We start from the raw sequence: 24,438 nt of genomic DNA on the forward strand, positions 1-24,438 counted from the left end.
AAATCTAGACTAATGTTTGCCAGAATATCTGGTACAATTGCGCAAATCATATTTAGGGGGTCTGCATTTTGTCTTCAACTCATCCAAATTATCATCTTGATGATGATCTACTCAGCCAGGTATTAGCGATTCTAGATACGTTTCAAGACACGTATTTGAACAAGAGTTTGTTAAGCGCTGGTATGGTAACCAAGCTTGCCATTGAAGGTAAGCGACTACAGCTCGGCCTATGTTACGCGTACCCGTGCCAGACACTGTACCGTGATATCGTTATGGCTGTGACTAAAGAGTTAGCTGTATTGGATGCAATTGACGAAGTTGAATGTGAAATTGACTTCCAACCAGAAACCGTTTCAGCAATTAGTGCAGTTGAACCTTTGCCAAACATTAAGCAAGTGATTGCTGTGGCATCGGGCAAAGGCGGTGTGGGTAAATCAACTACAGCCGTTAACCTAGCGCTAGCGTTAGCTGCAGAAGGTGCCAGTGTTGGTATTTTAGATGCTGATATTTATGGCCCATCAATTCCTATGATGTTAGGTGTTGAAGATTTCAAGCCTGTATCGCCAGATGGCAAGATTATGACGTCGGCAATAGCTCACGGCATTGTAGCGCAGTCTATTGGCTTTATGCTTGATGGCGACCAAGCTGCGGTATGGCGTGGTCCTATGGCGGCGGGTGCATTAGTACAATTGCTGACTGAAACTGAGTGGCCAGAGCTGGATTACTTAGTGATTGATATGCCACCAGGAACCGGTGATATTCAATTAACACTTTCACAAAAAGTACCAGTGAGTGGTGCTGTGATTGTGACGACCCCTCAGGATATCGCCTTGGCGGACGCTAAAAAAGGCGTGAGTATGTTCCAGAAAGTGAACATTCCTGTACTGGGTATTGTTGAAAACATGAGCTTCCACCTTTGCCCTGAATGTGGTCATAAAGATCATCCATTTGGTGCTGAAGGCGGCCAAAAAATGGCAACTCGCTACAATGTGCCATTGCTTGGTCAATTGCCGCTGCAATTGAATATCCGTGAAGATATGGATAAAGGTACGCCAACAGTAGTGGCTGATGAGTCAAGTCAAGTCGCTGGTATATATCGTGAAATCGCTAGAAAGGTCGGGGCACAGCTTGCTTTATGTCAAGCACAGCCTAAAGTATCAATTAGCATGTCTGATGACGAATAAGGTCTATTTTAATGAATTCTAAAGATTGTGTTGTAATTGGTATCGCGGGCGCGTCTGCGTCAGGTAAAAGTCTTATCGCTAAAACGATTTACGAAGAACTTTGCCGTGATTTAGGTACAGATCAAATTGGTGTGATTGCAGAAGATGCGTATTATCGCGACCAAGGCCATCTGTCGATGGATCAACGTGTATTGACTAACTATGACCATCCTAAAGCATTGGATCATGAACTATTATGCACGCATTTGCGTGAGCTTAAAGCAGGTCATGCAGTTGATGTACCTGTTTATAGTTATACAGAGCATACTCGTACTGAACAAAAAGTGACACTTACCCCTAAGAAGGTCATTATTCTTGAAGGGATTTTGTTGCTAACCGATCCTGCTCTGCGTAAAGAGATGGACGCATCTGTGTTTATGGATACACCACTAGACATTTGTTTTATGCGCCGTTTATCTCGTGATGTCGCTGAGCGCGGAAGAACGATGGAATCGGTTATGCAACAGTATACTGAGACTGTGCGTCCAATGTTCCTACAGTTTATTGAGCCATCTAAGCAGTACGCTGATATTATCGTGCCTCGTGGTGGTAAAAACCGAATCGCAACTGATATTCTCAAGGCACGTATACAGCACCTGCTCGCGAAATAAGGCAATTTTAAATATAAGGGACTCTAGCGAAACATGGGTTTAACAGAACTAGAGAGTGAAGCCTGCTTTGCTAATGCCTAAGGTTTGGGTAAATGGACAGCCCGGCATAAATGTTGATCCCCTTGATAGGGGATTAGCTTATGGTGACGGTTTATTTGCGACTATGCGAGTAGACCAAGGTGAGATCCTGTTTTTTACCGCACATATGGAGCGTCTTACTCAAGGCGCTTATCGTTTAGGGTTTCACTGGGCAGTTTCGCCTGCGCTTCAACAGCAATTACACACATTAGCGCAAGCCAATCCGCACTCTTGTATCAAACTTTTACTTACTCGAGGTATTGGCGGACGAGGTTATAGTGCGCCTGTAAATAGACCGAATTTAGCAGCAGATATAATCACTGCGGAGTTGTCGAATCAATCCGCTAATGCCTGCAGTGTTTCGACTCCGCAAAATAGCGCTCATAACACTGATCGCTCTGAGCCGCTAAACGTAACTGAAATTGTGTCTGTGAGTGATTTTCCTGCACACTATAAAAAGTGGCAACAGCAGGGGGTAGGGCTAGCTCTTTCGCCTGTGTCATTGGGTAAGCAGCCCAAACTTGCGGGGATAAAACACTGCAATCGCCTAGAGCAAGTGCTTATCAAGTCAATTGAATTACCTGAAGGAATACATGACTGGTTAGTCATTGACTTTGAAGATAATATTATTGAGTCATCGATGGCTAACATCTTCTTTGTTGTCGATGAAAAGCTCGTTACACCACGAATGAGTTATGCGGGAGTGGCGGGTATGATGCGAGAGCAAGTCATGCACCAGCTTTTACAAATGGGTCATAAAATAGAAGTAACAGATATCCAGTACAGTAGGCTTAACCAGGTAAAGCATGCGTTTATCACTAATAGCCTTTTTGGACTTGTCGATATTGTAAGGATTGACGATTTTACATTTACACCAGCAACTTGGACTCCAAGCTTAAGAGAACAACTCAGTTTGACACTATGAAAAAAATTATAATCAGCGTCTTCGCAACCGGATTTACTCTTGTTACTATCGCAGCCATGGCGGGATATTGGTGCTACCAAACACTACTTGCCTATGGTGAACAACCAATAAAAGCCACCTCTGTACAAGAGTTAACGATTAAACGGGGAACCACATTTAATCAATTTATCTCTGTTTTGGAAACTGAACAGTTAATCGACGAAGGCTGGAAACTTAAATGGCTTGTACGTTTAAAACCAGAGTTAGCACACATTCGCTCAGGCCTTTATGAAGTTACACCAAACGAAAGCCTCAATAGTCTGATGGCTAAAATCATTAGCGGTAAAGAGAAGTCTTTCGGTGTGACCCTATTAGAGGGGCAAACGGTTAAAGAGTGGTTACTCATACTGGAACAGCAAGCAAGGTTGCAGCAAGAGCAAGATGTGTTTAACCAGGTACTTGTTGCCAATGGTGATGACTCCGGTTTGCCTGAGGGGAAGTTTTTCCCAGACACTTATCATTATCGAGCTGGCTCTACTGATCAGGCCTTACTCAATAAAAGTTATTTGAAAATGAAGCTTGAGCTTGAAAAAGCCTGGCAAGGACGTCAGCAAGGCTTACCGTTAAAATCGGCTTATGAGTTACTCATCTTAGCCTCAATTATTGAGAAAGAAACAGGTAAAGCAAGCGAGCGCCCCTGGATAGCTGCAGTATTTGTCAATCGTTTACGTAAAGGCATGCGATTGCAAACGGACCCAACGGTTATTTACGGCATGGGCGACAGATATGCTGGCAATATCACTCGTAAAGATCTGCGTGAAACGACCGCATTTAATACATACAGAATTAATGGGTTACCACCCACGCCAATTGCTGCACCCAGTTTAGCAGCAATACAAGCCGCCGCGCATCCCGCTGACGTTGATTATTTTTATTTCGTATCACGAAATGATGGTAGCCATATTTTTTCTAAAACACTGACAGAGCATAATCGAGCAGTGAATAAATATCAGAGAAATCGATGAATACACAAACTGAACATTCCGCCAAGTTTATCGTGATTGAAGGGCTTGAGGGGGCGGGTAAATCAAGTGCAATCGCATTGGTTAGAGATTTTATTGAAAAACATATAGGGCAAGCTCCTGTTTGTACTCGTGAACCGGGAGGAACGCCACTCGCTGAGCAGATGCGTGACTTAGTTAAAGTCGCCAATGACAGCGATCCCTTATGTGATGAAGCTGAGTGTTTGCTGTTTTACGCAGCAAGAGCACAATTGGTTGCAAACGTTATCAAACCTGCTTTAGCTAACGGTGAGTGGGTATTAGGTGATAGACACAACTTGTCTTCACTTGCATATCAAGGTGGTGGTAGAAGATTAATGCCATTAGTCTCAGCTATCAGTGATGCCACGCTTAAAGGTTTTAAACCAGACCTGACCCTTTACCTAGATATTGACCCTAAGTTAGGGCTTGAGCGCGCAGCTCGACGGGGTGAGCTTGATCGTATTGAGCTGCAAGAAATTGAGTTTTTTGACCGTGCTCGTGCCACTTTCTTATCATTTGCAGATAGCGATGATTCAATAAAAATTGTCGATGCCAGCCAAAGTATGGCTCAGGTGCATAAGGACATTATTGCCATTCTTCAGCAGCAGAGTTGGTAATATGACACAGCTCCCTTGGCTGCAACATACAATTGAAACGTTTTCAGAGCAATTGAAAACGGCTCGTGTTGGCCATGCTTATCTGGTTGCGATGGATGTGGGTTACGGCGGTGAAGCGTTAACGCTTGAGCTTGCCAAGGCTGCGTTATGCAAACAAGTTGGCCGAACTGGAAGCTGTGGCTCCTGTAAGCCTTGCCAACTTGTTGAGGCAAATAGTCATCCTGATCTATACCGAGTTGAAGCAGATGGCGCACAGATTAAGGTAGATCAAATTCGTGAGCTGTGCCAAAAGCTAACCACAACGCCACAACAGGGCGGAAGGCGGATTGCGGTTATTTTAAACAGTGAACGTTTGAATCAGGCATCAGCGAACGCATTGCTTAAAACATTAGAAGAGCCCGGCAAAGATACCATTTTGTTTTTACAAACCAATTCACCCAGTCGCTTACTCGCAACGATTAGTAGTCGTTGCCAGAGACTTCATCTGGAAATGCCAAGCAAATCAATTGTTAAGCAATGGTTACAGCAAGAGTTATCGACTAATGAAGATTTGACCTGGTGCTTACCTGTTGTGGGAGGGCCCTTAGCTATCCTTTCGGCAGTCGAGAGCGGCCGAGATAAGACATTGGTATCATACAGAAAAGGCTGGATACAAAGTTTGTCGTCAGGACACCTGTGTGATAGTTTAATAAATGTTAATGAAAAGCAAATTTCTGACGCGCTTAACGTTTTATACTTAGTGGTGCATCGAATATTAGTGAAAAAGCAAGAAATCGACCCTTTGCTCAGAGCTAAGCTGGCAAATTTTGCAGCAAAAGTGATGCAATTAGAAACACGCTTGTCGGTGATGCCAAACGTTAATTCGTTGGCATTGTTTGAAGGATTAACAATTGAGTATAACCAGCTAATGAGCCAATAAAAATCTATGATGAATCTTGTTGTCAAATTTGAGTCTTTACAGCAGCTTTACCGCGCTTATATGCCATTTATCAAACCGATAGGTATGTTTGTTGCTAGTGTTGAACGCTTCAGTCTTGGACAAGAGATCATGGTTCGTTATCAACTCCCGAGTGGCTCACAGCATCACGACTTCAAAGGTTCGGTGATCTGGATTAATCCTTTAGGTGCATCGGGAGGGCGTCCTGCAGGAGTCGGCATAAAAATTTTATCCGAGCCTGATTTTCATAAACATCATATCGAACAGCTTCTTTCTCGTGAACTGGCCTCTGGAGATTTGACCTGCACTATGTAGCTGGTTAGACTTGCTGTCCTTTTTGTTGTTTGTTGGACTTTCACTGTGCTTATCGATTCACATTGTCATTTAGACCGTCTTAAAACCGCGCCAGATCAGGCTTCACTACAAGAGATCATTACCGCAGCAAAAGCCCGCGATATTGCTTATTTTCTTTGTGTGAATGTCAGGCAGCAAGGCTTCACCGAAATGAAGCAAAAAATGGCGGCCTTTGATGAGGTTTTTTTGTCTGCAGGTGTACACCCGTTAGATGTGCAAGAAGGTCTAAACATCGAAGAGGTTGAGCAGTTTGCCCGTGATGAGAAAGTCATTGCTATTGGCGAAACAGGGCTCGATTACTTTTATGCCAATGAGACAAAAACACTGCAACAAACTTGTTTTGAGCAGCAGATAGATCTGGCTGTAAAGGTTAATAAGCCTCTTATTATTCATACTCGCGATGCCCGTGAAGATACTATTAACTTTTTAAAGCGAGGCAATGCTGATTCTGTTGGTGGTGTCTTACACTGCTTTACTGAAAGCTGGGAAATGGCGAAACAAGCTTTAGATCTAGGCTTTTACATCTCGGTTTCAGGTATTGTTACATTCAAAAATGCTGGCGATCTACGTAATGTGATCCGCAAGGTACCAAAAGACAGATTATTGGTAGAGACGGACTCTCCTTATTTAGCACCGGTTCCTCATCGAGGTAAAGAGAATCAACCTGCATTTGTACGTGATGTCGCGGAATTTGTCGCTGAGCTTAGAGGTGAGAAATACCCTGAACTGGCACAGTATACAACGGATAATTTCTTTAATTTGTTTAAAGACGCTGCAAAACTCGCTGGACGCTAACCAATACTAGCCTGCATACTTTAATGCTGAGGTTTAGGCTAAATTACAGGCAAAAAAAGACCCAAAACTATTCCAATTGTTCTGGGTCTAGGGGAATGGCTCACTGGGAGCCGTGCGCTACTGTTGATTACCACTACCGTTGATAACCATAATGGTAAAATAAGGCTAATCAGCATTTATCTAATGACTAATGATATAGAGTGTAGACCAGCCTTACAGATTGTGGGTGGTTATTTTTTAATGCTCGCCACCCAAATGTAACTATTTATGTATAGATGAGACTGGTATTACTGATATAACGCAATCTTATCTTTAACTAAGTCTCTGGGAAGATTGTTTTTTAATTTATTGCCTAGGTGCTTTGCTACACCAAGAGGGTTACCGGCATAACTGACAATCACTTCTCCCTGAGGTTTAACTTTTTCGGCTAAACTGATATCGCGGCCCATTAAGAACTCTTTCGCTTGCTCGTCGCTGAGTTCAAACCGAGTGGGTGATGAGAGTGCCAAGACCGCTTCGTGTCGAACCTTATAGCCTTTCTTTAATGCGTCCGCGAGCTTAATCCCTATTCGCTGAAATCGCATTTTACCTATAAGTGGCATAACCGCTTTTGGGAACAACCAAAACTCTAAATCACGTACCATGATCTCTGCATTCGTAGGTAATGTAATGGCAAATGAATCTTCAAAATAAGCCGTTAACTCTTCAATTTGCTTGGTCTTTGCAGCTGTAAATGGAAAGTTCTTTTGCTTTTTAGGTTCAGGTAAGATGCGCTCTACAGCTGATACTTTGCGGATCTTTGCGACAAAAAAGCCCTCACTATCATAAATCTGCGGCCATACATGTAAAAATCCTTCTTCGGTACATGCTTTATCAGCGCCGGAAAATAGCGCAGTTAACGAGGCAAATTCAACCGCCTCGCCAAAGACACTTTTTAAATGATGGCAAACATCTTGGTTTTCTTGACGACTCAATGCACAAGTGGAATAAACTAAGCTTCCGCCAACCTTTAATGCAAGAAAAGCGGATTCAATTAACGCTTTCTGAGTGACTACAATGCCTTTATTGTCATTGTTATCCCAGTTTTTTAATGCGTCTGGATCTTTACGTATTGTGCCTTCGCCACTGCAGGGGGCATCGAGTAATACTGCGTCGAATGTTTCAAATAGATACTCACCGAAAACTCTAGCGTCAAAATGGGTGAGGGCACAGTTTGATACGCCCATTCTCGCCACGTTAGCATGCAAGACTTTTACACGGCTGGCTGAATACTCATTAGCGACTAAAAGCCCCTGGTTGTTCATCAGTGCGGCTATTTGCGTTGTTTTGGAGCCCGGCGCTGAAGCCATGTCTAAAACACAGGTTTGCTCTAATAGGCCAAGAGCATTCTCATTTTTGGCATGTGAGTTAAACAGCGCTGTAGGCGGTAGCATTGAGCTGGCTTCTTGAATGTAAAATAAGCCTTGTAAGTGCTCGACAGTATTACCTAACTGTATATCACTGCCTATCGTCACCCAGAAACCTTGGTCACACCATGGAATAGGCTCAAAGCTCCAGCCTTTTTCTGACATTAAGTCAATAAAGCTTGCGGTACTAATTTTGAGTGTATTGACCCGAATAGAGAGACGTAACGGTTTATTGCTGTAAGCAATAAAGTCTTCCATTGAAAGGTGAGAAGGGAGATCACGTTCAATATTGTCGAGAAAATTCTGATTAAAATGAGCCATATGTCGAAGATAATGCGGTAAAGTAGCGGGATTATAACAGATTTACCAAATGATAAGAGGGAACTTGAGTGCTAAATAAGATCTGGTTTGGCTTTTTTGCAACCGCATTATTCGCTATTTTGGCGCAGGTGCTAACAGGCCATACTCAAGTACTTTCAGAAAGTGTCAGTGCCATTTTTTCGAGTTCAAAATTAGCCGCTGAAATCGCATTGGGCTTAATCGGTGTATTATCACTGTGGATGGGCTTGATGCGTGTTGGCGAAAAGGCGGGGGTCGTTGGCTTATTCTCTAAAATGTTTGAACCTTTACTCGCTAAACTGATGCCAGAGGTACCTAGAGGGCACCCGGCTTTTGGTAGCGTCACCATGAATTTGACTGCCAATATGCTGGGTTTAGATAATGCTGCAACGCCGTTAGGCCTCAAGGCAATGCAAGATCTACAAACCTTAAACCCTAATAAGAGCGTTGCGACTAACGCCCAGATCCTGTTCTTAGTGTTAAATACCTCTTCTATAACTTTAGTGCCTGTCACAGTATTTTTGTATCGTGCTCAGCAGGGAGCTGTCGCACCAGCTGATATTTTTCTGCCGATTTTACTGGCAACAACGGCATCGACACTGGCAGGTCTAACGGTAGTCGCGATAGTACAAAGGTTATCTTTACTCAATACTGTGGTACTGGGTTATGCCGGTATCATTTTATCTTCCATTATCGGCTTGGTATTTTATTTAAGTACCTTATCTGTATCGGCTATTGGTGAAATCAGTACCAGCCTTGGTAACGGTATTTTATTGCTGCTTATTTTTAGTTTTGTACTGGTTGCTGGTATCCGAAAGGTTGCAGTTTATGATGAATTTATAGAAGGTGCGAAAGAGGGCTTTGCGCAGTCCATAAAGCTAATCCCATACTTACTGGCGATGTTACTCGCTATTGCGTTACTCAGAGCTTCCGGTGCGCTCGATTATTTGCTACAGCTTATAGCAGGCTTAGTCGCTTTTGCTGGAGGGGATGTACGCTTTGTTGATGCCATGCCTACAGCTATCATGAAACCTTTTAGTGGCTCAGGGGCGAGGGCTATGATGCTTGAAACCATGCAGCACTATGGAGTGGATTCATTTGCTGGTCGCTTAACTGCAATATTGCAAGGCAGCACCGAGACGACATTTTATGTATTGGCCGTTTATTTTGGTGCTGTTGGGATCCGTAATGGCAGGCACGCGTTAGCTTGTGGCTTATTTGCAGATTTAGCGGGGATCATCGCGGCGATACTGGTCTGCTACCATTTTTATGGTTGATGATACCAATCAAAATAAGTAGTTGTTCTACTCAGAGTGTTTTTGGGCAAACTAATTCAAGGCGAATAGATGACATAATTGCTCGGCGATCACATGGCATTTTCCCATTAGCAAACATGCTGACAGACATAAAAAAACGAGGCCTTATAGCCTCGTTTTTCTATTCAGTTGCTAGATAATCGTTATTAACTATCATTTCCAAGTTATCAACTGTTAGTTAATATTTCTTAGCAGCTGAATCGTTAGTCTGCTTTAGGTGTTTGTACTGGTGACCAAGTCATCCATTTTGCATCAAAATCAGACTGAAGCGTAAATGTTTGGTCGTTGTTGATGGTGTTTGCTACCGTGGTGGTTTCTTGTGTTGCGACCCCGATGCCACCGGCTAAAATTGTTTCCAACGAACCCGTCTCGATTTGCGCGCCTGAGAATAGGCCAAGATCAACTTTTACGCCTGAGAGATCCCAAAACACACTGGTTTGGTTTACAAGATGTTGATACTTATTTTTAATATGAACGTGCATTACAACGCCAGTGCCTTGATCTGAAAGAGCATAACTATCGACTTGGCCAATGTTTATCCCTCTAAAGAAAATGGCTGTTCCTGACTTAACCGAGCCTAAGGTGCTATTACTTAAATTAAAGGTTAACGCACCATCGATATTATGAAATGGCGTATCAACTTGTCCAACAAAGGTTGTCGCCTTGATGTTGCTTTGTCCCGGGAAGACTTCAATATAGGCACCGGTTATCAGGGTTTCAGGCGCTTTAATCCCAGCTAAAGAAATATCCGCATCGACAACAGAATACGAGGCATCTTTTTGATTAAAATTAGTGGCATATTCACCATATAAATAAGCAGTAACATTTAACTGCTTTAAATTGGCGGCTAAGGTTACCGACTCAATTTCACCGACTTTATGGCCTAAATACCGAATGGCTGCTTTGCGGGTTAATTTTACGGTCGCAGGGAAGGTGAGCTGAATGGGTACCGCCTGGCTGAATGCAAGGAACTTACTTTCATAAAGCGCGGTGCCGTTTGCGACGGTATTACCTTCAAGCAAGCCAAGGCTTATTCCGCCTTTTAAAGCTCCCATTAATGGCGCGACTTCGACCTCAACGCCACTTAAACTGGCATTGATTGATACTGCACTGTTACGCCAAAAGATTGTTTGATCAGTGAGTAAACTTTTAAAGTCACGTTCGATAGCGATATCAATTGCAAAGTCATTATTTGTGGCTTGCCACTCTACGCCAGACACCTGGCCTATTTGCATTTTCTTGTAATAGATAGGAGAGCCAGCAGTGAGATCTGCGCTATCTTGATTGTAGAGTCTTCTTTTTATAAGCTTTTGATTATTGAAAAAAGACGTAGCCTGTTTGCTGTTGCCAAAAACATACAGCGAGTCGCCGCTCTTTGCCAAGGCTTTGTTTGTGCCTCTAACTAAGCTTAACGCGCCACTAGTCAAAGTCGTCAGATCACGGGTACTGACTTTAACACCATCGAGACTCGCATCTATGGTTAATGCAGACTCTGCAATAAAGTGGCTATTTGCGCTGATAAGCGTCGCAAAGTCAGCGTCTATTTCAGCTTGATATTCTACTTGAGTAAAAGTGTTATTGAGCTGACTGGATAGTACGTGACCAATCTTGATCTGCTTATAGCGAATTTCTGCACCGGCGCTAATACCTGGGTTGCTTTTTGCGTGCAGCGTGAGGAGCAGTTTACCAGTATTTGTGGGCTCAGGTTGCTGTGTTAACAATGTATATTGTTGTTTTGCAGCTCCTGTACCTGGAATGAAGTTAATTACACTACCTGTGATTAAACGTTCAGGGTGCTTTATACCGGATAGAGATATATCGGCGCCTTCCAACCAGAAATCAGCACTTTCAGTGAGTAACTCTTTATAGGCGTTATCAATTCTTGCAGATAACACAACGCCATCATCACTTAATGCTTTATGAGTTACCTGGCCTATCTGGATCCCACGATAAACAATGGCGGTATTTTGAGATACGGCGTCGGTACCACTTGCGAGTAGGTTAAATTGCAATCCGCCTAAGGCGTCATCTTGGCTGTCATATAACGTGAATTCATGCTTATTTTCCACGGGTTCAGATAAGGTATTGGAGCTAAAGCTAATGCCACCAGCAAGTATCGAGGCTAAACTTTCGCTACTGACTTTTACACCAGATAAGGAGGCATCGATGCTGATCCCCGAGACATTCCAAAATTGAGAGTCGGTTTTAACTAGCTCAGCATATTGCTGTTGAATAAATGCTGTTACTAGAATTTGTTCCGCACTTTCAAGATGATAACCAACTACTTGTCCTACTGGGATCTGTCTGTAAAAGATAGGAGAACCCACATCAAGAGAACCTAATTTGTCAGAAGTGATATGGACAATTAGTCCTTCTACGCCGGGTGTGATGACGGGGGCAGTTGTTTCTGCTTCAAAATAGGATCTTGAGTCGCCGCCACCGGGTAACATACTAATGTAATTACCAGAAAAAAGGGTATCTAGACCTTCGATGCCGGTGATTGTTGCTTTAGGTTTAACCAACCAAAACTTGGTCCCCTGGTTGATAAATGGTGCGGCACGATAATCCATGAGAACTGAGACGTTTACGCCTTGAAGATCATCATCAATACTCATATCAACGACTTTACCCACTGTAAGCCCTTGGTACTTGACTAAGGTTTTACCTATGTCCATTCCTGTGGCACTTGGGAAATGAATCGTAATTTCAATTCCCGACTCGCGTATGCTCTTCACCCCAAGCCACGCGCCTAATGCAAGTGCAATAATGGGTAATAACCAAATCGGTGAGAATAACTTTTTCTTTACGACTTTAGGCGTTTGTACTTGAGTCATCTTTTGCTTCCAATCTATCCCAGAGTAATCGGGTATCTATAACTTTTGCAGCGAGCTGCGTGAGTAAAATAACTAAGGCGAATGCAGTTGCTGCTGGAGCCGGCTTAGCGTCGAGTAACTGTCCCATATTAACGACAGCTACAGTAAGTGAAATAACAAATAAGTCGAGCATCGACCATCGACCAATCCATTCAATAATATGAAAGCCAGTCATTAACTTCTTTTTCGAAATAGGGAGTTTGAAACTGATTGCAGATAAATAAATCGTTAAGCCTACAATTTTTAAGATCGGTACCAAAATACTCGCAGTAAACAAAATGATTGCGATGGGGATCATGTCCGTTTTAACGAGGTGAGCGATCCCAGAAAAAATGGTGTCTTGGGTCACTCGTCCCTGATTCGTCAGCGTTGTAATGGGGTAAATATTGGCAGGGATCAGCAAAATAGCTGCGGTGATTAGCAGCGCCCAACTTTTTTGGACACTGTCATAATCTCTAACCTTAAGTGGAGCATCGCAACGACTACATGTTGCAGACTTACTGCAGGTCACCTTGTGACATGTTGGACACGAGGTTAAGCCGATATCTTTCCCAAGCGTTGCAGAGTCATTTGTGTTCATCAAGAAAGCTCCACATATGTTCTAAATCGTACTCGCGCATTAAAAATAACGTCATTACAAATAACATGGTGAAACAGAATGTACCAAAACCAAAAGAGACACTGGCAAAATCTGCTAGGTTGAACGCCGCGACGAGGAAGCTGATGACATAGATTTCAAGCATGGTGAGCTGGGTGAGCATTCCTTGAATTTTTAGTAATTGTTTGAGTGTCGTCCTCAGTATGACAGAACTGAGCCCGAACTTAATAATGAGTGTTTGAGACAAAATGGATAATAACAATAGCCCCGGAGCGACAACGGCAGAAACCAACACCGCAATACCCACTAACCAATAACCTTGCTGGTAAACAGATAACGCCCCCTCTATGACTGTAGTTGTCCTAATACTTCCAAGAAACTCAAGCTCTAAGACCGGGTATAAATTTGCAGGTGCGAAAAAGAAAACCGCCGTTAAACACAGGGCTAACATACCGTTGATAGAACAGTATGGCGTATCGTAAAGGGGGGTGTGGCACCTTGGACAGATAGCACGTACGCCAGTTGGCAGTGCTCGCTTCCTAATGACTAAGTCGCAGGACTGACACAAAGTAATACTATTATCTACTGCTTCCATAGCCATCTTTTTTTAATATCCAAGTTTGCGATATAAACGGTTAATCGAGTACGCAAGGTGAGTATTTTCACGTATGCGATTGAAAATACAGAGCCATTAACCGAATAAGTTTATCAGATATTCAAGAAAACTTGCATAAGAAGTTCAATCTATGAGACTCTCTACTGTATATAAAAACAGTGTGAGGTTGAATATGGCCGTTGTAACTCAATTTGTAGTTGTTAGAGAAGGGGTTGAAAAGATGACTTTTACATCTAAGAAGGAGGCTGATGCCTACGATAAGATGCTAGATATCGCTGATAACCTAATCCCGTTTTTAAGTAAGAGTGACTTAGGTTTGGAGGAGGTTAATATTGAAAAGTTAAGCTTTTTCTTGGCCGAGAACAAAGATGACCTGCAAGTGTTACTTAAAGGTGGATCACTAGAGAAAAAAGCATCGGTTAAGAAAACAGCTAAAAAAGCTGAGGACAAGGCAGAAAAATAAAACTCCTTGTTAATGCAGGTAGGTTTGTTGTTAGAATGTTGTAAGTATGCTTTTTTGTTTTAGATATAACGGTTGGATAGTATTAATGGAAGACGCTTTTTACGGCACGCTAGAACGTCAGGTGCGGGCATTATTTACAGATGAAGATGACACTATTGCAGCATTGGCAAATTTTTCAGCTTTTATCAATGACAACCTTGATGATCTTAATTGGGTTGGCTTCTATCTATTGAAAAATGATCAATTAGTATTAGGGCCGTTTCAAGGTAAGGTAGCTTGTTCTCGCATTCCAGTCGGTAAAGGTGTCTGTGGTACCGCGGTGGCATTAAATTCAACACAACGAATTGATGATGTTCACCAGTTTGCAGGTCACATTGCATGTGATAGTGCCAGTAACTCAGAATTGGTTGTACCTTTACGACAAAACGGATCTGTTATCGGTGTGCTGGATATTGATAGCCCATCGTTATCAAGGTTCAGTAAAATTGATCAACAAGGGGTCGAAACTTTGGTAAAAAGTCTCGAATTTTGCCTATTTGGTTAATCTACGACCAATTATCGCTAATTGGAGGTCGCAATCATTTGAAGCCTCTCTATAATAAGCGGTTTGAGTAATGAAAAAAACAAACACGTTTACATTCAAGATATGAATGCTTAGAGTTTGTGTATTATTGTTGCTAAGGTAGGTTTGATTTTAGGTATAAAAACAAATGTTAACGATTTTTCATTTGTTGTTTATGCGCAGATCAGACAAATATAAACGACACTTAACTGATACGAGTGATAAAGCTCTACGGTGGTGTCCCTTTTTTAAACTGTGGAAGTAAAGATGGAATCAACAGAAAAGTTGACCGATACCAACGCTATTCTTGCGTATTTGTACGAAACATTTCCTTTATGCTTTATAGCTGAAGGTGAAACTAAGCCATTAAAAATTGGGTTGTTTCAAGATTTAGCGGAAAGGTTAGCTGATGATTCTAAAGTCAGTAAAACTCAGCTCAGAATCGCGTTAAGAAGATACACGAGTAGCTGGCGCTACTTAAAGTGCGTGAAAGCAGGCGTACAGCGTATTGATTTAGACGGTAATGCTTGTGGTGAATTAGAGCAAGAGCACATTGATCATGCTCAAGCTACACTAAAAGAGAGCCAAGACAAAGCTAAGGCGAAAAGAGTTGCACAGGCCAAGAGTGCTAACCCAGCTGCAAAAACGGCTAAGAAGCCTGTTAAGAAGCCAGTTGCTAAACGTCCTAAGCAAGCTCAAAGCAGCAAACCTGCAAAAGAGCCTGTTGTGGCAGAAAATTTAGTACCTGCGGTTTTAGCTGAACTGAAACCAAAGCAGCGTGTTAATGTCAAATTAGGTAAGGCACCAGTAGCTGGTGTGATTTTGGACATCAAAAAAGAAGATGTTCAAGTTCAGTTAGACTCTGGTTTAACCATCAAAGTTAGAGCTGAACATATACTGCTGTAATGGCTTATTAGCACCTAAAGGAGTAACTTGTTGATGCGAAAACTTTCTCTGGCTGTATCCATTGCCGGTATTTTTGTCGGATTCTCGGCGTGGGCCGTAAGCCCTACTATTCAATTCAGCGAGTTGCCCGCTCTTAAGCAGGAACCGCAACATAAGGTTGCCAGTAAACGAGTGACAGGTTTATTCACTCGCTCCCACTATCATCGTTTTGATATGGATGACGCCTTCTCTGAACAGGTATTTAATCGATATCTAAAGCAATTAGATTATCGCAAGAATGTATTGTTGCAGTCTGATATCGATAGTTTCAAAGGCTATTCATCTGAATTTGATGATATGTTGAAAAGTGGTGATTTGAATCAAGCTTATAAGATGTTTGAGCTTGTTCAAAAGCGTCGCTATGAGCGATTTGCTTATGCATTGTCTTTGCTTGATGAAGAGATGGCATTTGACGTTGCTAATGACGTTTATGAATACGACCGCGAAGATGCAAACTGGCCAACAACCGAAGCTGAGTTAAACGAGCTTTGGCGTCAACGTGTAAAATACGATGCATTAAACCTCTCTCTTACTGGTAAGAATTGGGATGAAATCGTCGAAGTCCTTGAGAAACGTTATAACAATGCGATTAAACGTTTAAGCCAAACCCATAGCGAAGATGTCTTCCAAGGCGTAATGAATGCATTCGCCCGCACAGTGGAACCTCATACAAGCTATCTTTCCCCACGAAATGCTGAGCGTTTCCAAATGGAAATGAATTTGAGCTTAGAAGGCATTGGTGCAGTGCTTCAAGTCGATGATGACTATACAGTGATCAAGAGCCTGGTTGCAGGCGGCCCGGCAGCATCAAGCGAAAAATTATCACCTGAAGATAGAATTATTGGTGTAGGTCAAGAAGGCAAAGAGATCGTTGATGTCATCGGCTGGCGTCTTGATGATGTTGTCGAACTGATTAAAGGTCCAAAGGGCAGTAAGGTTGTTCTTGAGATTTTACCAAAGAAAGGCGGCACCAACGCGAAAACGTTCGAATTGACAATTGTTCGCGATAAAATTCGTTTAGAAGATAGAGCTGCAACGTCTAAAGTGATTGAGCCAACAGACGGCCCTTACGCAAATCGTAAAGTGGGTGTGATTCAAATACCCGGTTTTTATATGGATTTGTCAAAAGACGTTTCTAAAGAACTTGCCGAATTAAAAGAAGCTAAAGTCGAAGGTATTATTATTGACCTTCGTGGCAATGGCGGCGGTGCATTAACTGAAGCAACGTTGTTAACAGGCTTGTTTATTGAACAGGGTCCAGTGGTTCAAATTCGAGATGCGAACGGTCGAGTATCACAAAATCGCGATAATGATGGACGAGTCACTTATGATGGTCCGTTAACCGTGATGGTTGACAGATACAGTGCATCGGCTTCTGAAATTTTTGCTGCAGCACTTCAAGATTATGACCGTGCACTTATTGTTGGCGAGTCTACCTTTGGTAAAGGTACGGTGCAGCAACATAAGAGCCTTGGTCGTATCTATGATATGTACGAAAAGCCTATCGGGCATGTGCAGTACACGATTGCTAAGTTTTACCGCATCAACGGTGGAAGTACTCAGCTTAAGGGTGTTACACCAGATATTCCATTCCCGAGCGCTTTAGAGCCAGGCGAGTATGGTGAAGCTGAAGAAGAAAATGCATTACCATGGGACAAAGTACCAGTAGCACAATACGGTACACTTGGTGAAATTTATCCGCAGCTTATTCAGAACTTGGACGGTAAGCATAAAGATCGTATTCAATCTGATGTTGAATTTAGTTATATTTTCCAAGATATTGCTGAGTTTAAAGAAAACCATGATGATAAAACGGTTTCTTTAGTTAAGACGGAACGTCTAGCTGAACGAGAAGCAAACGACAAGAAACAACTTGATCGTGCTAACGACCGACTCGTAAGAGAAGGCCAAGAAAAAGTTAAGTCATTGGATGATATTTCTGATGATGTCGAAGTAGCCGATGCTTTCTTAGATGAAACAGCCTTTATCACGCTAGATTTAGCGGATATTGAAAAATTGGCAAAGAATCAAAAAAAGTAAAATCGACTCAATAAAAAAACGCGCTTTATGCGCGTTTTTTTTAATTCAAAATTAATAAATTAGAGGTTTATTCATGTCACAGCCCCAAGCAAAATTCCTCAAAGATTATCAACAACCACAATTTAAGATCAGCCATATCGATTTAGCATTTTCACTTGCAGGAAAAGAAACACAGATCATTGCGACCAGTCAGGTTGTTCGTCACGGACAACATAATGAGGCATTAGTCCTCGTCGGTGATGAGATTGAGCTGCTAAGTGTTACCGTCGATGGGAAAGATACTGCTTTTCAACAGCAGTCGGGTGAGCTGATTGTTGATACCAAGCTTAATGAATTTGAATTAAAAATAACGACTAAGTTAGATCCTGAGGCAAATACCAGTCTGGAAGGCTTATATATGTCGGATGGTGCATACTGTACTCAGTGTGAGGCTGAAGGGTTTAGGCGTATAACGTACTTTTTAGACCGCCCAGATGTATTGGCTATCTATACTGTGCGTATTGAAGCAGATAAACAGGCCTTCCCTTATTTATTGAGTAACGGAAACTTGGTCGATTCAGGTGACACAGAAGATGGTCGGCATTTCGCACTGTGGCATGATCCCTTCCCAAAGCCTGCTTATCTGTTTGCGCTAGTAGCAGGTGACTTTGACCTGTTGGAAGACAGCTTTACTACCTGTAGTAATCGTGAGGTTAAGTTGCAGGTATTTGTTGATAAAGGTAATTTAAATAAAGCTCACCATGCAATGGCATCACTTAAAAAGTCGATGGCTTGGGACGAAAGTCGCTTTAATTTAGAATATGACTTAGATATTTACATGATTGTGGCGGTCGATTTTTTCAATATGGGTGCCATGGAAAATAAAGGACTCAATGTATTTAATACTAAGTTTGTATTGGCGGATAAAGCTTCTGCGACTGATGATGATTACCATGGAATAGAGTCTGTTGTAGGGCATGAGTACTTTCATAACTGGACTGGTAACCGGGTAACTTGCAGAGACTGGTTTCAGTTAAGCTTGAAAGAGGGCTTAACCGTATTTAGAGACCAAGAGTTTAGTTCTGATCTTGGTTCTCGCGCGGTAAACCGTATTCATGCCATTAAAGTAATGAAGAACCAACAGTTTGCAGAAGACTCTGGGCCAATGGCACACGCTATCAGACCCGAGTCAGTGATTGAGATGAATAACTTTTATACGGTTACTGTTTACAATAAAGGTGCTGAAGTTATTAGAATGATGCATACCTTATTAGGCGAACAGGCATTCCAAAAAGGCATGGCCTTATATTTTGAGCGTCATGATGGACAGGCTGTGACTTGTGATGATTTTGTGTCAGCAATGCAAGATGCAAGTCAAGTTGATTTAAGTCAGTTTAAACGCTGGTATAGCCAAGCAGGCACACCGCAAGTTGAAGTCGAAGAGCACTATGATGCTGCAAATAACAGCTACAAGCTAACATTGTCTCAGTCGACCCCTGATACACCTGGCCAAACTGATAAGCAGCCCTTACATATCCCATTTGATGTGGAGATGATCAGTGCTCATGGTGATTCAGTTATTAGCGAAGTTCTGAATTTTACTGATAAACAACAAACCTTTACTTTTAGTGGCATGACTTCAAAGCCTATACCGTCGTTACTGCAAAATTTTTCTGCGCCAGTTAAACTGAGTTTTGATTACTCCATTGAACAACTTGTTCATATTATGCGTTTTGCTACTAGCGAAGTCGCCAAATGGGAAGCATCAGTTTCACTATTTAGTCAATCTGTGTGGCAAAATGTTGAACGATTACAACATAAGCAAGCAATGTTTATCGACCCAAGGATCCTTGATGCTTTTAAAGGGGTCATCCTGGCACAAGATCTTGATAAGGCACTCATGGCTGAGATCCTAACCCTGCCAAGCGCTGGTTCACTGATTGAACAGAAAAGTGCCGTTGACCTAGATAACCTCGCATTAGCAAGAGAGTTTGTTGTGCTTGAGATTGCGTCAGACGGTGAAGATGAGTTATTGGCTAAAGTGCGTGAGTTAAGCAGTATCGATGAGGCTGCAGCTCGTTCATTAAAAAATATCTGCCTAAGCTTACTTTTAAAAATAGAGAAAAGTTACGGCGAAGTGGCTAAGTCACAGTTCGATTCGGCTGATAATATGACTGACAGTTTAGGCGCTCTATCGGCATTAAATTGTGAGTCGTCAGCTATTCGTAATGAATTGATGAGGAAATTTGAACAAGAGTGGATCGATACTCCTTTGGTCATGGATAAATGGTTTGCTTTACATGCGACCTTAAATAGCCATGATTGCATCGAAAAGTTGCAGTCTTTATTTGAGCATCAAGCATTTAGTTTTAATAACCCGAATAGAGTTCGTTCTCTAATCGGCGCATTTGCAGCTGGCAATACGCTTGAGTTCCATCGAAAAGACGGGCAGGGCTATCAATTTTTGGCCGATGCCATTATTAAGTTAAATAAACTTAACCCGCAAGTCGCAGCTAGGATTATTACGCCGCTGATCCAATTCAAAAAGTTTGATAATCAAAGACAAGCATTGATGAAGAACGAACTGCAGCGAATCTTAGAAATTAAAGCACTTTCGAAAGATCTATATGAGAAAGTCACTAAAGCACTGGTTTAATCTTCGATAAAGTTATGGGGTCTTAGCCTGTTAAGACGATTACTGCAGGTCTAAGCCCCTATGTTAATGAGAATGTCACCGTGGCACCCAATAAAGTATTTAATTTCCCACTCAATATCAGTTATCAAACATTCTTACCTTATTATCGAGGCGAGATAAATAAAGTTGAAGTCATCGACCTTAATGGCCAAACATTATGGATTAACGCTAGGCATTTTCGGCCCTTTTTGACTCGTGAGGGTATAAAGGCATATTTTACTATGACTGTAGATAGCCAAGGAAACCTAATTAGCCTTATTAAAAGTTAGAGTAATTACTTCAAACGGTCGATTGCTTTAAACATGAATTCTTTATTGGCTATCTAACTTATAAGTTATTGTAATTACATAGTATATAAGCTTAAAAGTAGACGCATACCACTTCATCAATTACTGATTTAAATACAGCAACAAATTCTTGCTTGCTTACCTCCCTTAAGTGACGAAATCTTTTAAAGATTTCCATGTTTCAACCTTGCTCGCCTCGTAAAAATGCTGTAACAATAGTGTTACCTGTAAGCTAACAGCATGTTGGTTAACAATTCCTATAACAAAAGAATCCAGCAGGTTACGGAGAGAAGCTAAAATGAAAAAGGTTAAAAACGGCTTAAATAAGTCGACGCTTGCTTTGGGGATAGTCGCGGCGCTCGGTTTTGGCATAACAAATCAGGCCAATGCGGTCTCATTTAATTGGGGAGAAGTAGAAGGAACATTCGATTCGACATGGACTGCTGGTGCTAGTTGGCGTGTTGAAGGTCGAGATTGGGATAATCAAATAGGTAAGGTGAATCACCCACAATTTGATTGGTCTGGATATTCAGCATTCGGTAACACTAAATACAGTGCCGCTGAGATTTGGGCGCAACCAGGTTCTTATTCTAGTAATGGCGATTTAGCCGATCTGCTATATACGCAAGGTGATACGACTGCAGAGATTGTTAAAGGACTACATGAGCTTTCTTTAAAGTATAAGAATTTCGGTGTATTTGCTCGTGGTATGTATTTTTACGATCGTAAGGCAAATGATGGAGATTATGGCTATAGCAATCCATTAACAGGCAAAGAGTACGATCCTTGTGAAGATAAAAAAGCTTCAGAAGTACAATGTAAAGATATACGTCTACTAGATGCGTTTGTTTATGCTGACTTTGACTTTAATGATGGTGCAAATCCTCTTTCAATTCGTGTGGGTAATCAGGTTGTCTCTTGGGGAGAAAGCACACTGATTGCACACGGAATTGGTGTCATCAATCCAGTTGATTTAAATATTCTTAATGCACCAGGTGCAGAACTTAAAGAAGCATTTAGACCACAAGGTATGGTTTGGGTTTCTCTTGGGGTGACCGACAATTTATCTGTTGAAGGTTTCTACCAATATGATTGGGAGCCTGTTTGGGTACCAACACCAGGCTCATTCTTATCAACTAATGATTTCGCCGGCTATGGCGGCTATTACCAAAATGCACAGCTAGGTTTTAACGCAAACCCAGATATGGATCTCGACTTCTTGTTGTCTGAATACAATACCCTCGTTGGTATGGTCGGCTCAGGTGCTGTTGATCCCGCAGATTTGGCTAAACTTGCACTGGCTTATCCAACAAAAGCAACGTTAGTTGAAGATCCTGCATCGGCAAGTGATGATGGTCAATGGGGTATAAAGCTCGGTTACTACGCACCAGAATTGGGCGAGACTGAATTCGGTTTGTATTACATGAATTACCACAGTCGTCGTCCACTCATTAGTGGTACTACTGCTAACTTCTCTGAAGAGGCTATTGGCCGCGACTTACAACGTCTAGGCGGCAAAGCACAGTCTGGCGAAGCCATGACGCGCGAAGACTTGTTAGCGTTAGAAACATTCTCTAAGGCGCAGATTGTTTACCCTGAAGATATCCAATTAATGGGTGTGAGCTTTAATACACTGCTTGGTGACACTTCTGTTGCGGGAGAAATTGCTCACCGCCTAGATGAACCATTACAAATTGATGATGTAGAGTTACTATTTGCGGCAATGCCACAGCAGTTAGCGAATGCAGGTTTGCGCCCAGATTTGGACGGTATTTCTCAAGTTGAAAATTACGGCCCAGGCGAATATGCAGAAGGCTTTATCCGCCTAGATACCACTCAAGCACAGACGACATTTACCCATCTATTTGGCCCGACATTGGGCACCGATAATCTTACTATGTTAGCTGAAGTTGGTGGCGTGTGGATCCATGATATGCCAAGCCATGATGAACTTAGATTAAATGGTCCTGGTACTGCGCGCTCAGGTGGTAACCCAGATATGCCGGGGATCATTGAGGCACTTCATAACGGACCTGAAACGAACCCTTTCCCTACTGACTTTGCTTGGGGTTATCGCCTCGTTGCGAAAGCGGACTATAACAACGTGTTGGGTGGGGTAAATATTGCGCCTCGGATCATTTTCTCTCATGACGTTGATGGTATTACGCCAGATCCGATGTTCCTGTTTACCGAAGGCAAAAAATCAGTGGCATTAGGCGTGAACTTTGATTATCAAAGTCGTTGGGGCGCAGATATCTCTTATAACACCTTCTTTGGTGGCGTCGGCACGACAAATTCATTAGCTGACCGAGATTACGTTTCGTTCAACCTTAAGTATTCAATCTAAATCACAAGGACAATAACAATGAATAAACTTGCGATATTGCCTGTAGCAGTGATGTTTGCTTTAAGTGCTCCAAGTGCTTTGGCTAAAGTCTCTGAAGCAGATGCAGCTAAATTAGGCACTGAGTTGACGCCACTTGGCGGAGAAAAAGCGGCAAATGCAGATGGTTCTATTCCTGCATGGGACGGTGGCATCACTAAACCTGTAGCAGGATATAGCCAAGGAATGCATCACCCAGATCCATTCCCAAGCGATAAAATAGAATTTACTATTACTAATGCAAATAAAGATCAGTACAAAGAGTTTCTCTCTGATGGTCAAATTAAGTTGTTTGAGTTGTATCCTGAGACATTCAAGATGAATGTCTATCAGACTCGCCGCTCAGCTTCTGTACCGCAGTTCGTCTATGATGCGACTAAAGAAAATGCAACCCGTGCAGAGTTAATTGATGGTGGCAACGGTATTACGGGAGCCTCAATTGGTATTCCGTTCCCAATGCCTGAAAATGGTTTAGAAGTTATCTGGAACCATGTACTTCGCTTTCGCGGTGTAGATATTAAAACATCTCGTAGTCAGGCTGCACCGACTGCTGGGGGTAGCTATACCTTAGTTGAAACGGCAGAAGAAATTCGTTTCCAATACTCTCGTCCAGAAATGACACTGGATAAGCTGTCCAAAGATAATACGCTGTTTTTCTTTAAACAAGTTGTTACTCAGCCTGCACGTTTAGCGGGTACCGCATTGTTAGTTAAAGAAACCATGGATCAGGAAAAATTGCCTCGCCAAGCCTGGACCTACAATACCGGCCAACGTCGAGTGCGTAAGGCGCCAAATGTTGCTTTTGATACGCCTGGTACCGTGTCAGACGGCCTGAGAACAACAGATGATTTTGACATGTTTAACGGCTCGCCCGTGCGCTACAACTGGGAGTTAGTAGGTAAGCAAGAGCTGTTTATTCCATACAATGACTACAAGTTGCACTCGGATAAGCTTAAATATGACCAAATCATTACGCCTGGACATATTAATCCTGACCACGTGCGATACGAAAAGCACCGTGTGTGGGTCGTAAAAGCAACGCTTAAGGAAGGAATGCGTCATATCTATAAGGCACGTACTTTCTATATCGATGAAGACTCATGGCAGGTATCCGTTGCCGATCTTTACGATAACCGTGATGAGCTATATCGCGTGGCAATAGCCCATGGCTTGAACTATTACGAAGTGCCGACTCAGTGGAGTACATTGGAAGTGTTCCATGATCTTCAGTCACGTCGTTATATTGCTATGGGTCTAGATAATGAAGGCCGTATGTACGACTTCGATGCAAAATTGAGTGAAGCAAACTTTACTCCAGCTGCATTGCGCCGTGCAGGTATTCGTTAATCCACCATAAAAGAGGGGCGCAAGCCC

Annotated in this window: 21 protein-coding genes; 17 read left to right on the forward strand and 4 right to left on the reverse strand. The window is 42.3% G+C overall.

Going from position 1 to position 24,438, the window contains the following annotated elements; genetic code table 11:
• The first annotated feature begins 68 nt into the window (after positions 1 to 68).
• The 8 genes from apbC to ACVBIU_RS00590 all read left to right on the forward strand — a co-directional run bounded on the left by apbC (position 69) and on the right by ACVBIU_RS00590 (position 6,562).
• The gene (gene apbC / locus ACVBIU_RS00555) at positions 69 to 1,184 is read left to right on the forward strand and encodes an iron-sulfur cluster carrier protein ApbC (protein ID WP_447161346.1); all 1,116 of its coding nucleotides are present in this window, start codon (positions 69 to 71) and stop codon (positions 1,182 to 1,184) included.
• 11 nt (positions 1,185 to 1,195) lie between these two features.
• Positions 1,196 to 1,834, forward strand: a complete 639-nt coding sequence (gene udk, locus ACVBIU_RS00560) for a uridine kinase (protein WP_447161345.1) — start codon at positions 1,196 to 1,198, stop codon at positions 1,832 to 1,834.
• Between the two features lie 73 nt (positions 1,835 to 1,907).
• Entirely contained in the window at positions 1,908 to 2,837 is a 930-nt protein-coding gene (gene pabC, locus ACVBIU_RS00565; RefSeq protein WP_447162896.1) for an aminodeoxychorismate lyase, read from the forward strand.
• A complete protein-coding gene (gene mltG, locus ACVBIU_RS00570; RefSeq protein WP_447162845.1) occupies positions 2,834 to 3,841 on the forward strand; it encodes an endolytic transglycosylase MltG in 1,008 nt (335 codons plus the stop codon). The genes pabC and mltG overlap by 4 nt, the downstream gene beginning before the upstream one ends.
• Entirely contained in the window at positions 3,838 to 4,476 is a 639-nt protein-coding gene (gene tmk / locus ACVBIU_RS00575) for a dTMP kinase (RefSeq protein WP_447162844.1), read from the forward strand. Before mltG ends, tmk begins: the two co-directional genes overlap by 4 nt.
• Position 4,477: 1 nt before the next feature.
• Positions 4,478 to 5,395, forward strand: coding sequence for a DNA polymerase III subunit delta' (gene holB / locus ACVBIU_RS00580; protein ID WP_447162843.1), 918 nt, complete (start codon positions 4,478 to 4,480; stop codon positions 5,393 to 5,395).
• A gap of 6 nt (positions 5,396 to 5,401) precedes the next feature.
• Positions 5,402 to 5,728 (forward strand): PilZ domain-containing protein, encoded by a 327-nt coding sequence (locus ACVBIU_RS00585; RefSeq protein ID WP_447162842.1) that lies wholly within the window; start codon positions 5,402 to 5,404, stop codon positions 5,726 to 5,728.
• 45 nt (positions 5,729 to 5,773) lie between these two features.
• Entirely contained in the window at positions 5,774 to 6,562 is a 789-nt protein-coding gene (locus ACVBIU_RS00590; RefSeq protein WP_447161340.1) for a TatD family hydrolase, read from the forward strand.
• 287 nt (positions 6,563 to 6,849) lie between these two features.
• Here ACVBIU_RS00590 and rsmF read toward each other — a convergent pair whose 3' ends face one another.
• Entirely contained in the window at positions 6,850 to 8,289 is a 1,440-nt protein-coding gene (gene rsmF / locus ACVBIU_RS00595; protein WP_447162841.1) for a 16S rRNA (cytosine(1407)-C(5))-methyltransferase RsmF, read from the reverse strand.
• A 68-nt stretch (positions 8,290 to 8,357) separates the two neighbouring features.
• Between rsmF and ACVBIU_RS00600 the strand changes: the two genes are divergently transcribed.
• Entirely contained in the window at positions 8,358 to 9,584 is a 1,227-nt protein-coding gene (locus ACVBIU_RS00600) for a nucleoside recognition domain-containing protein (RefSeq protein ID WP_447162840.1), read from the forward strand.
• A 242-nt stretch (positions 9,585 to 9,826) separates the two neighbouring features.
• On the opposite strand, the gene ACVBIU_RS00605 is transcribed toward ACVBIU_RS00600, so the two are convergent.
• Genes ACVBIU_RS00605 through ACVBIU_RS00615 form a run of 3 tightly spaced genes read right to left on the reverse strand, consistent with a single transcriptional unit; the run spans position 9,827 to position 13,695 of the window.
• Positions 9,827 to 12,457, reverse strand: coding sequence for an MlaD family protein (locus tag ACVBIU_RS00605; protein ID WP_447162839.1), 2,631 nt, complete (start codon positions 12,455 to 12,457; stop codon positions 9,827 to 9,829).
• Positions 12,435 to 13,076, reverse strand: a complete 642-nt coding sequence (locus tag ACVBIU_RS00610) for a paraquat-inducible protein A (protein WP_447161336.1) — start codon at positions 13,074 to 13,076, stop codon at positions 12,435 to 12,437. The genes ACVBIU_RS00605 and ACVBIU_RS00610 overlap by 23 nt, the downstream gene beginning before the upstream one ends.
• Complete coding sequence (locus ACVBIU_RS00615) at positions 13,063 to 13,695, reverse strand: paraquat-inducible protein A (protein ID WP_447161335.1); 633 nt, start codon at positions 13,693 to 13,695, stop codon at positions 13,063 to 13,065. The genes ACVBIU_RS00610 and ACVBIU_RS00615 overlap by 14 nt, the downstream gene beginning before the upstream one ends.
• Before the next feature lie 187 nt (positions 13,696 to 13,882).
• Between ACVBIU_RS00615 and ACVBIU_RS00620 the strand changes: the two genes are divergently transcribed.
• From ACVBIU_RS00620 to ACVBIU_RS00655, 8 genes are all read left to right on the forward strand, one after another.
• Positions 13,883 to 14,173 carry a YebG family protein gene (locus tag ACVBIU_RS00620; protein WP_447161334.1) on the forward strand — a complete coding sequence of 97 codons (291 nt, stop codon included), beginning with the start codon at positions 13,883 to 13,885 and terminating at the stop codon, positions 14,171 to 14,173.
• An 85-nt stretch (positions 14,174 to 14,258) separates the two neighbouring features.
• A complete protein-coding gene (locus ACVBIU_RS00625) occupies positions 14,259 to 14,717 on the forward strand; it encodes a GAF domain-containing protein (RefSeq protein WP_447161333.1) in 459 nt (152 codons plus the stop codon).
• Between the two features lie 285 nt (positions 14,718 to 15,002).
• A complete protein-coding gene (gene proQ, locus ACVBIU_RS00630) occupies positions 15,003 to 15,641 on the forward strand; it encodes an RNA chaperone ProQ (RefSeq protein ID WP_447161332.1) in 639 nt (212 codons plus the stop codon).
• A 33-nt stretch (positions 15,642 to 15,674) separates the two neighbouring features.
• Positions 15,675 to 17,720, forward strand: a complete 2,046-nt coding sequence (gene prc, locus ACVBIU_RS00635) for a carboxy terminal-processing peptidase (RefSeq protein WP_447162838.1) — start codon at positions 15,675 to 15,677, stop codon at positions 17,718 to 17,720.
• A 73-nt stretch (positions 17,721 to 17,793) separates the two neighbouring features.
• Positions 17,794 to 20,355 carry an aminopeptidase N gene (gene pepN, locus ACVBIU_RS00640; protein WP_447161330.1) on the forward strand — a complete coding sequence of 854 codons (2,562 nt, stop codon included), beginning with the start codon at positions 17,794 to 17,796 and terminating at the stop codon, positions 20,353 to 20,355.
• Between the two features lie 80 nt (positions 20,356 to 20,435).
• On the forward strand, positions 20,436 to 20,663 hold the full coding sequence (locus tag ACVBIU_RS00645; RefSeq protein ID WP_439267608.1) for a DUF2835 domain-containing protein: 228 nt from the start codon (positions 20,436 to 20,438) through the stop codon (positions 20,661 to 20,663).
• A gap of 316 nt (positions 20,664 to 20,979) precedes the next feature.
• Positions 20,980 to 23,028, forward strand: a complete 2,049-nt coding sequence (locus ACVBIU_RS00650) for a DUF1302 domain-containing protein (protein WP_447162837.1) — start codon at positions 20,980 to 20,982, stop codon at positions 23,026 to 23,028.
• Positions 23,029 to 23,046: 18 nt separating this feature from the next.
• Positions 23,047 to 24,411, forward strand: coding sequence for a DUF1329 domain-containing protein (locus ACVBIU_RS00655; RefSeq protein ID WP_447161328.1), 1,365 nt, complete (start codon positions 23,047 to 23,049; stop codon positions 24,409 to 24,411).
• Positions 24,412 to 24,438 lie beyond the last annotated feature (27 nt).

The sequence above is a fragment of the Shewanella sp. 30m-14 genome (genome assembly GCF_052977125.1).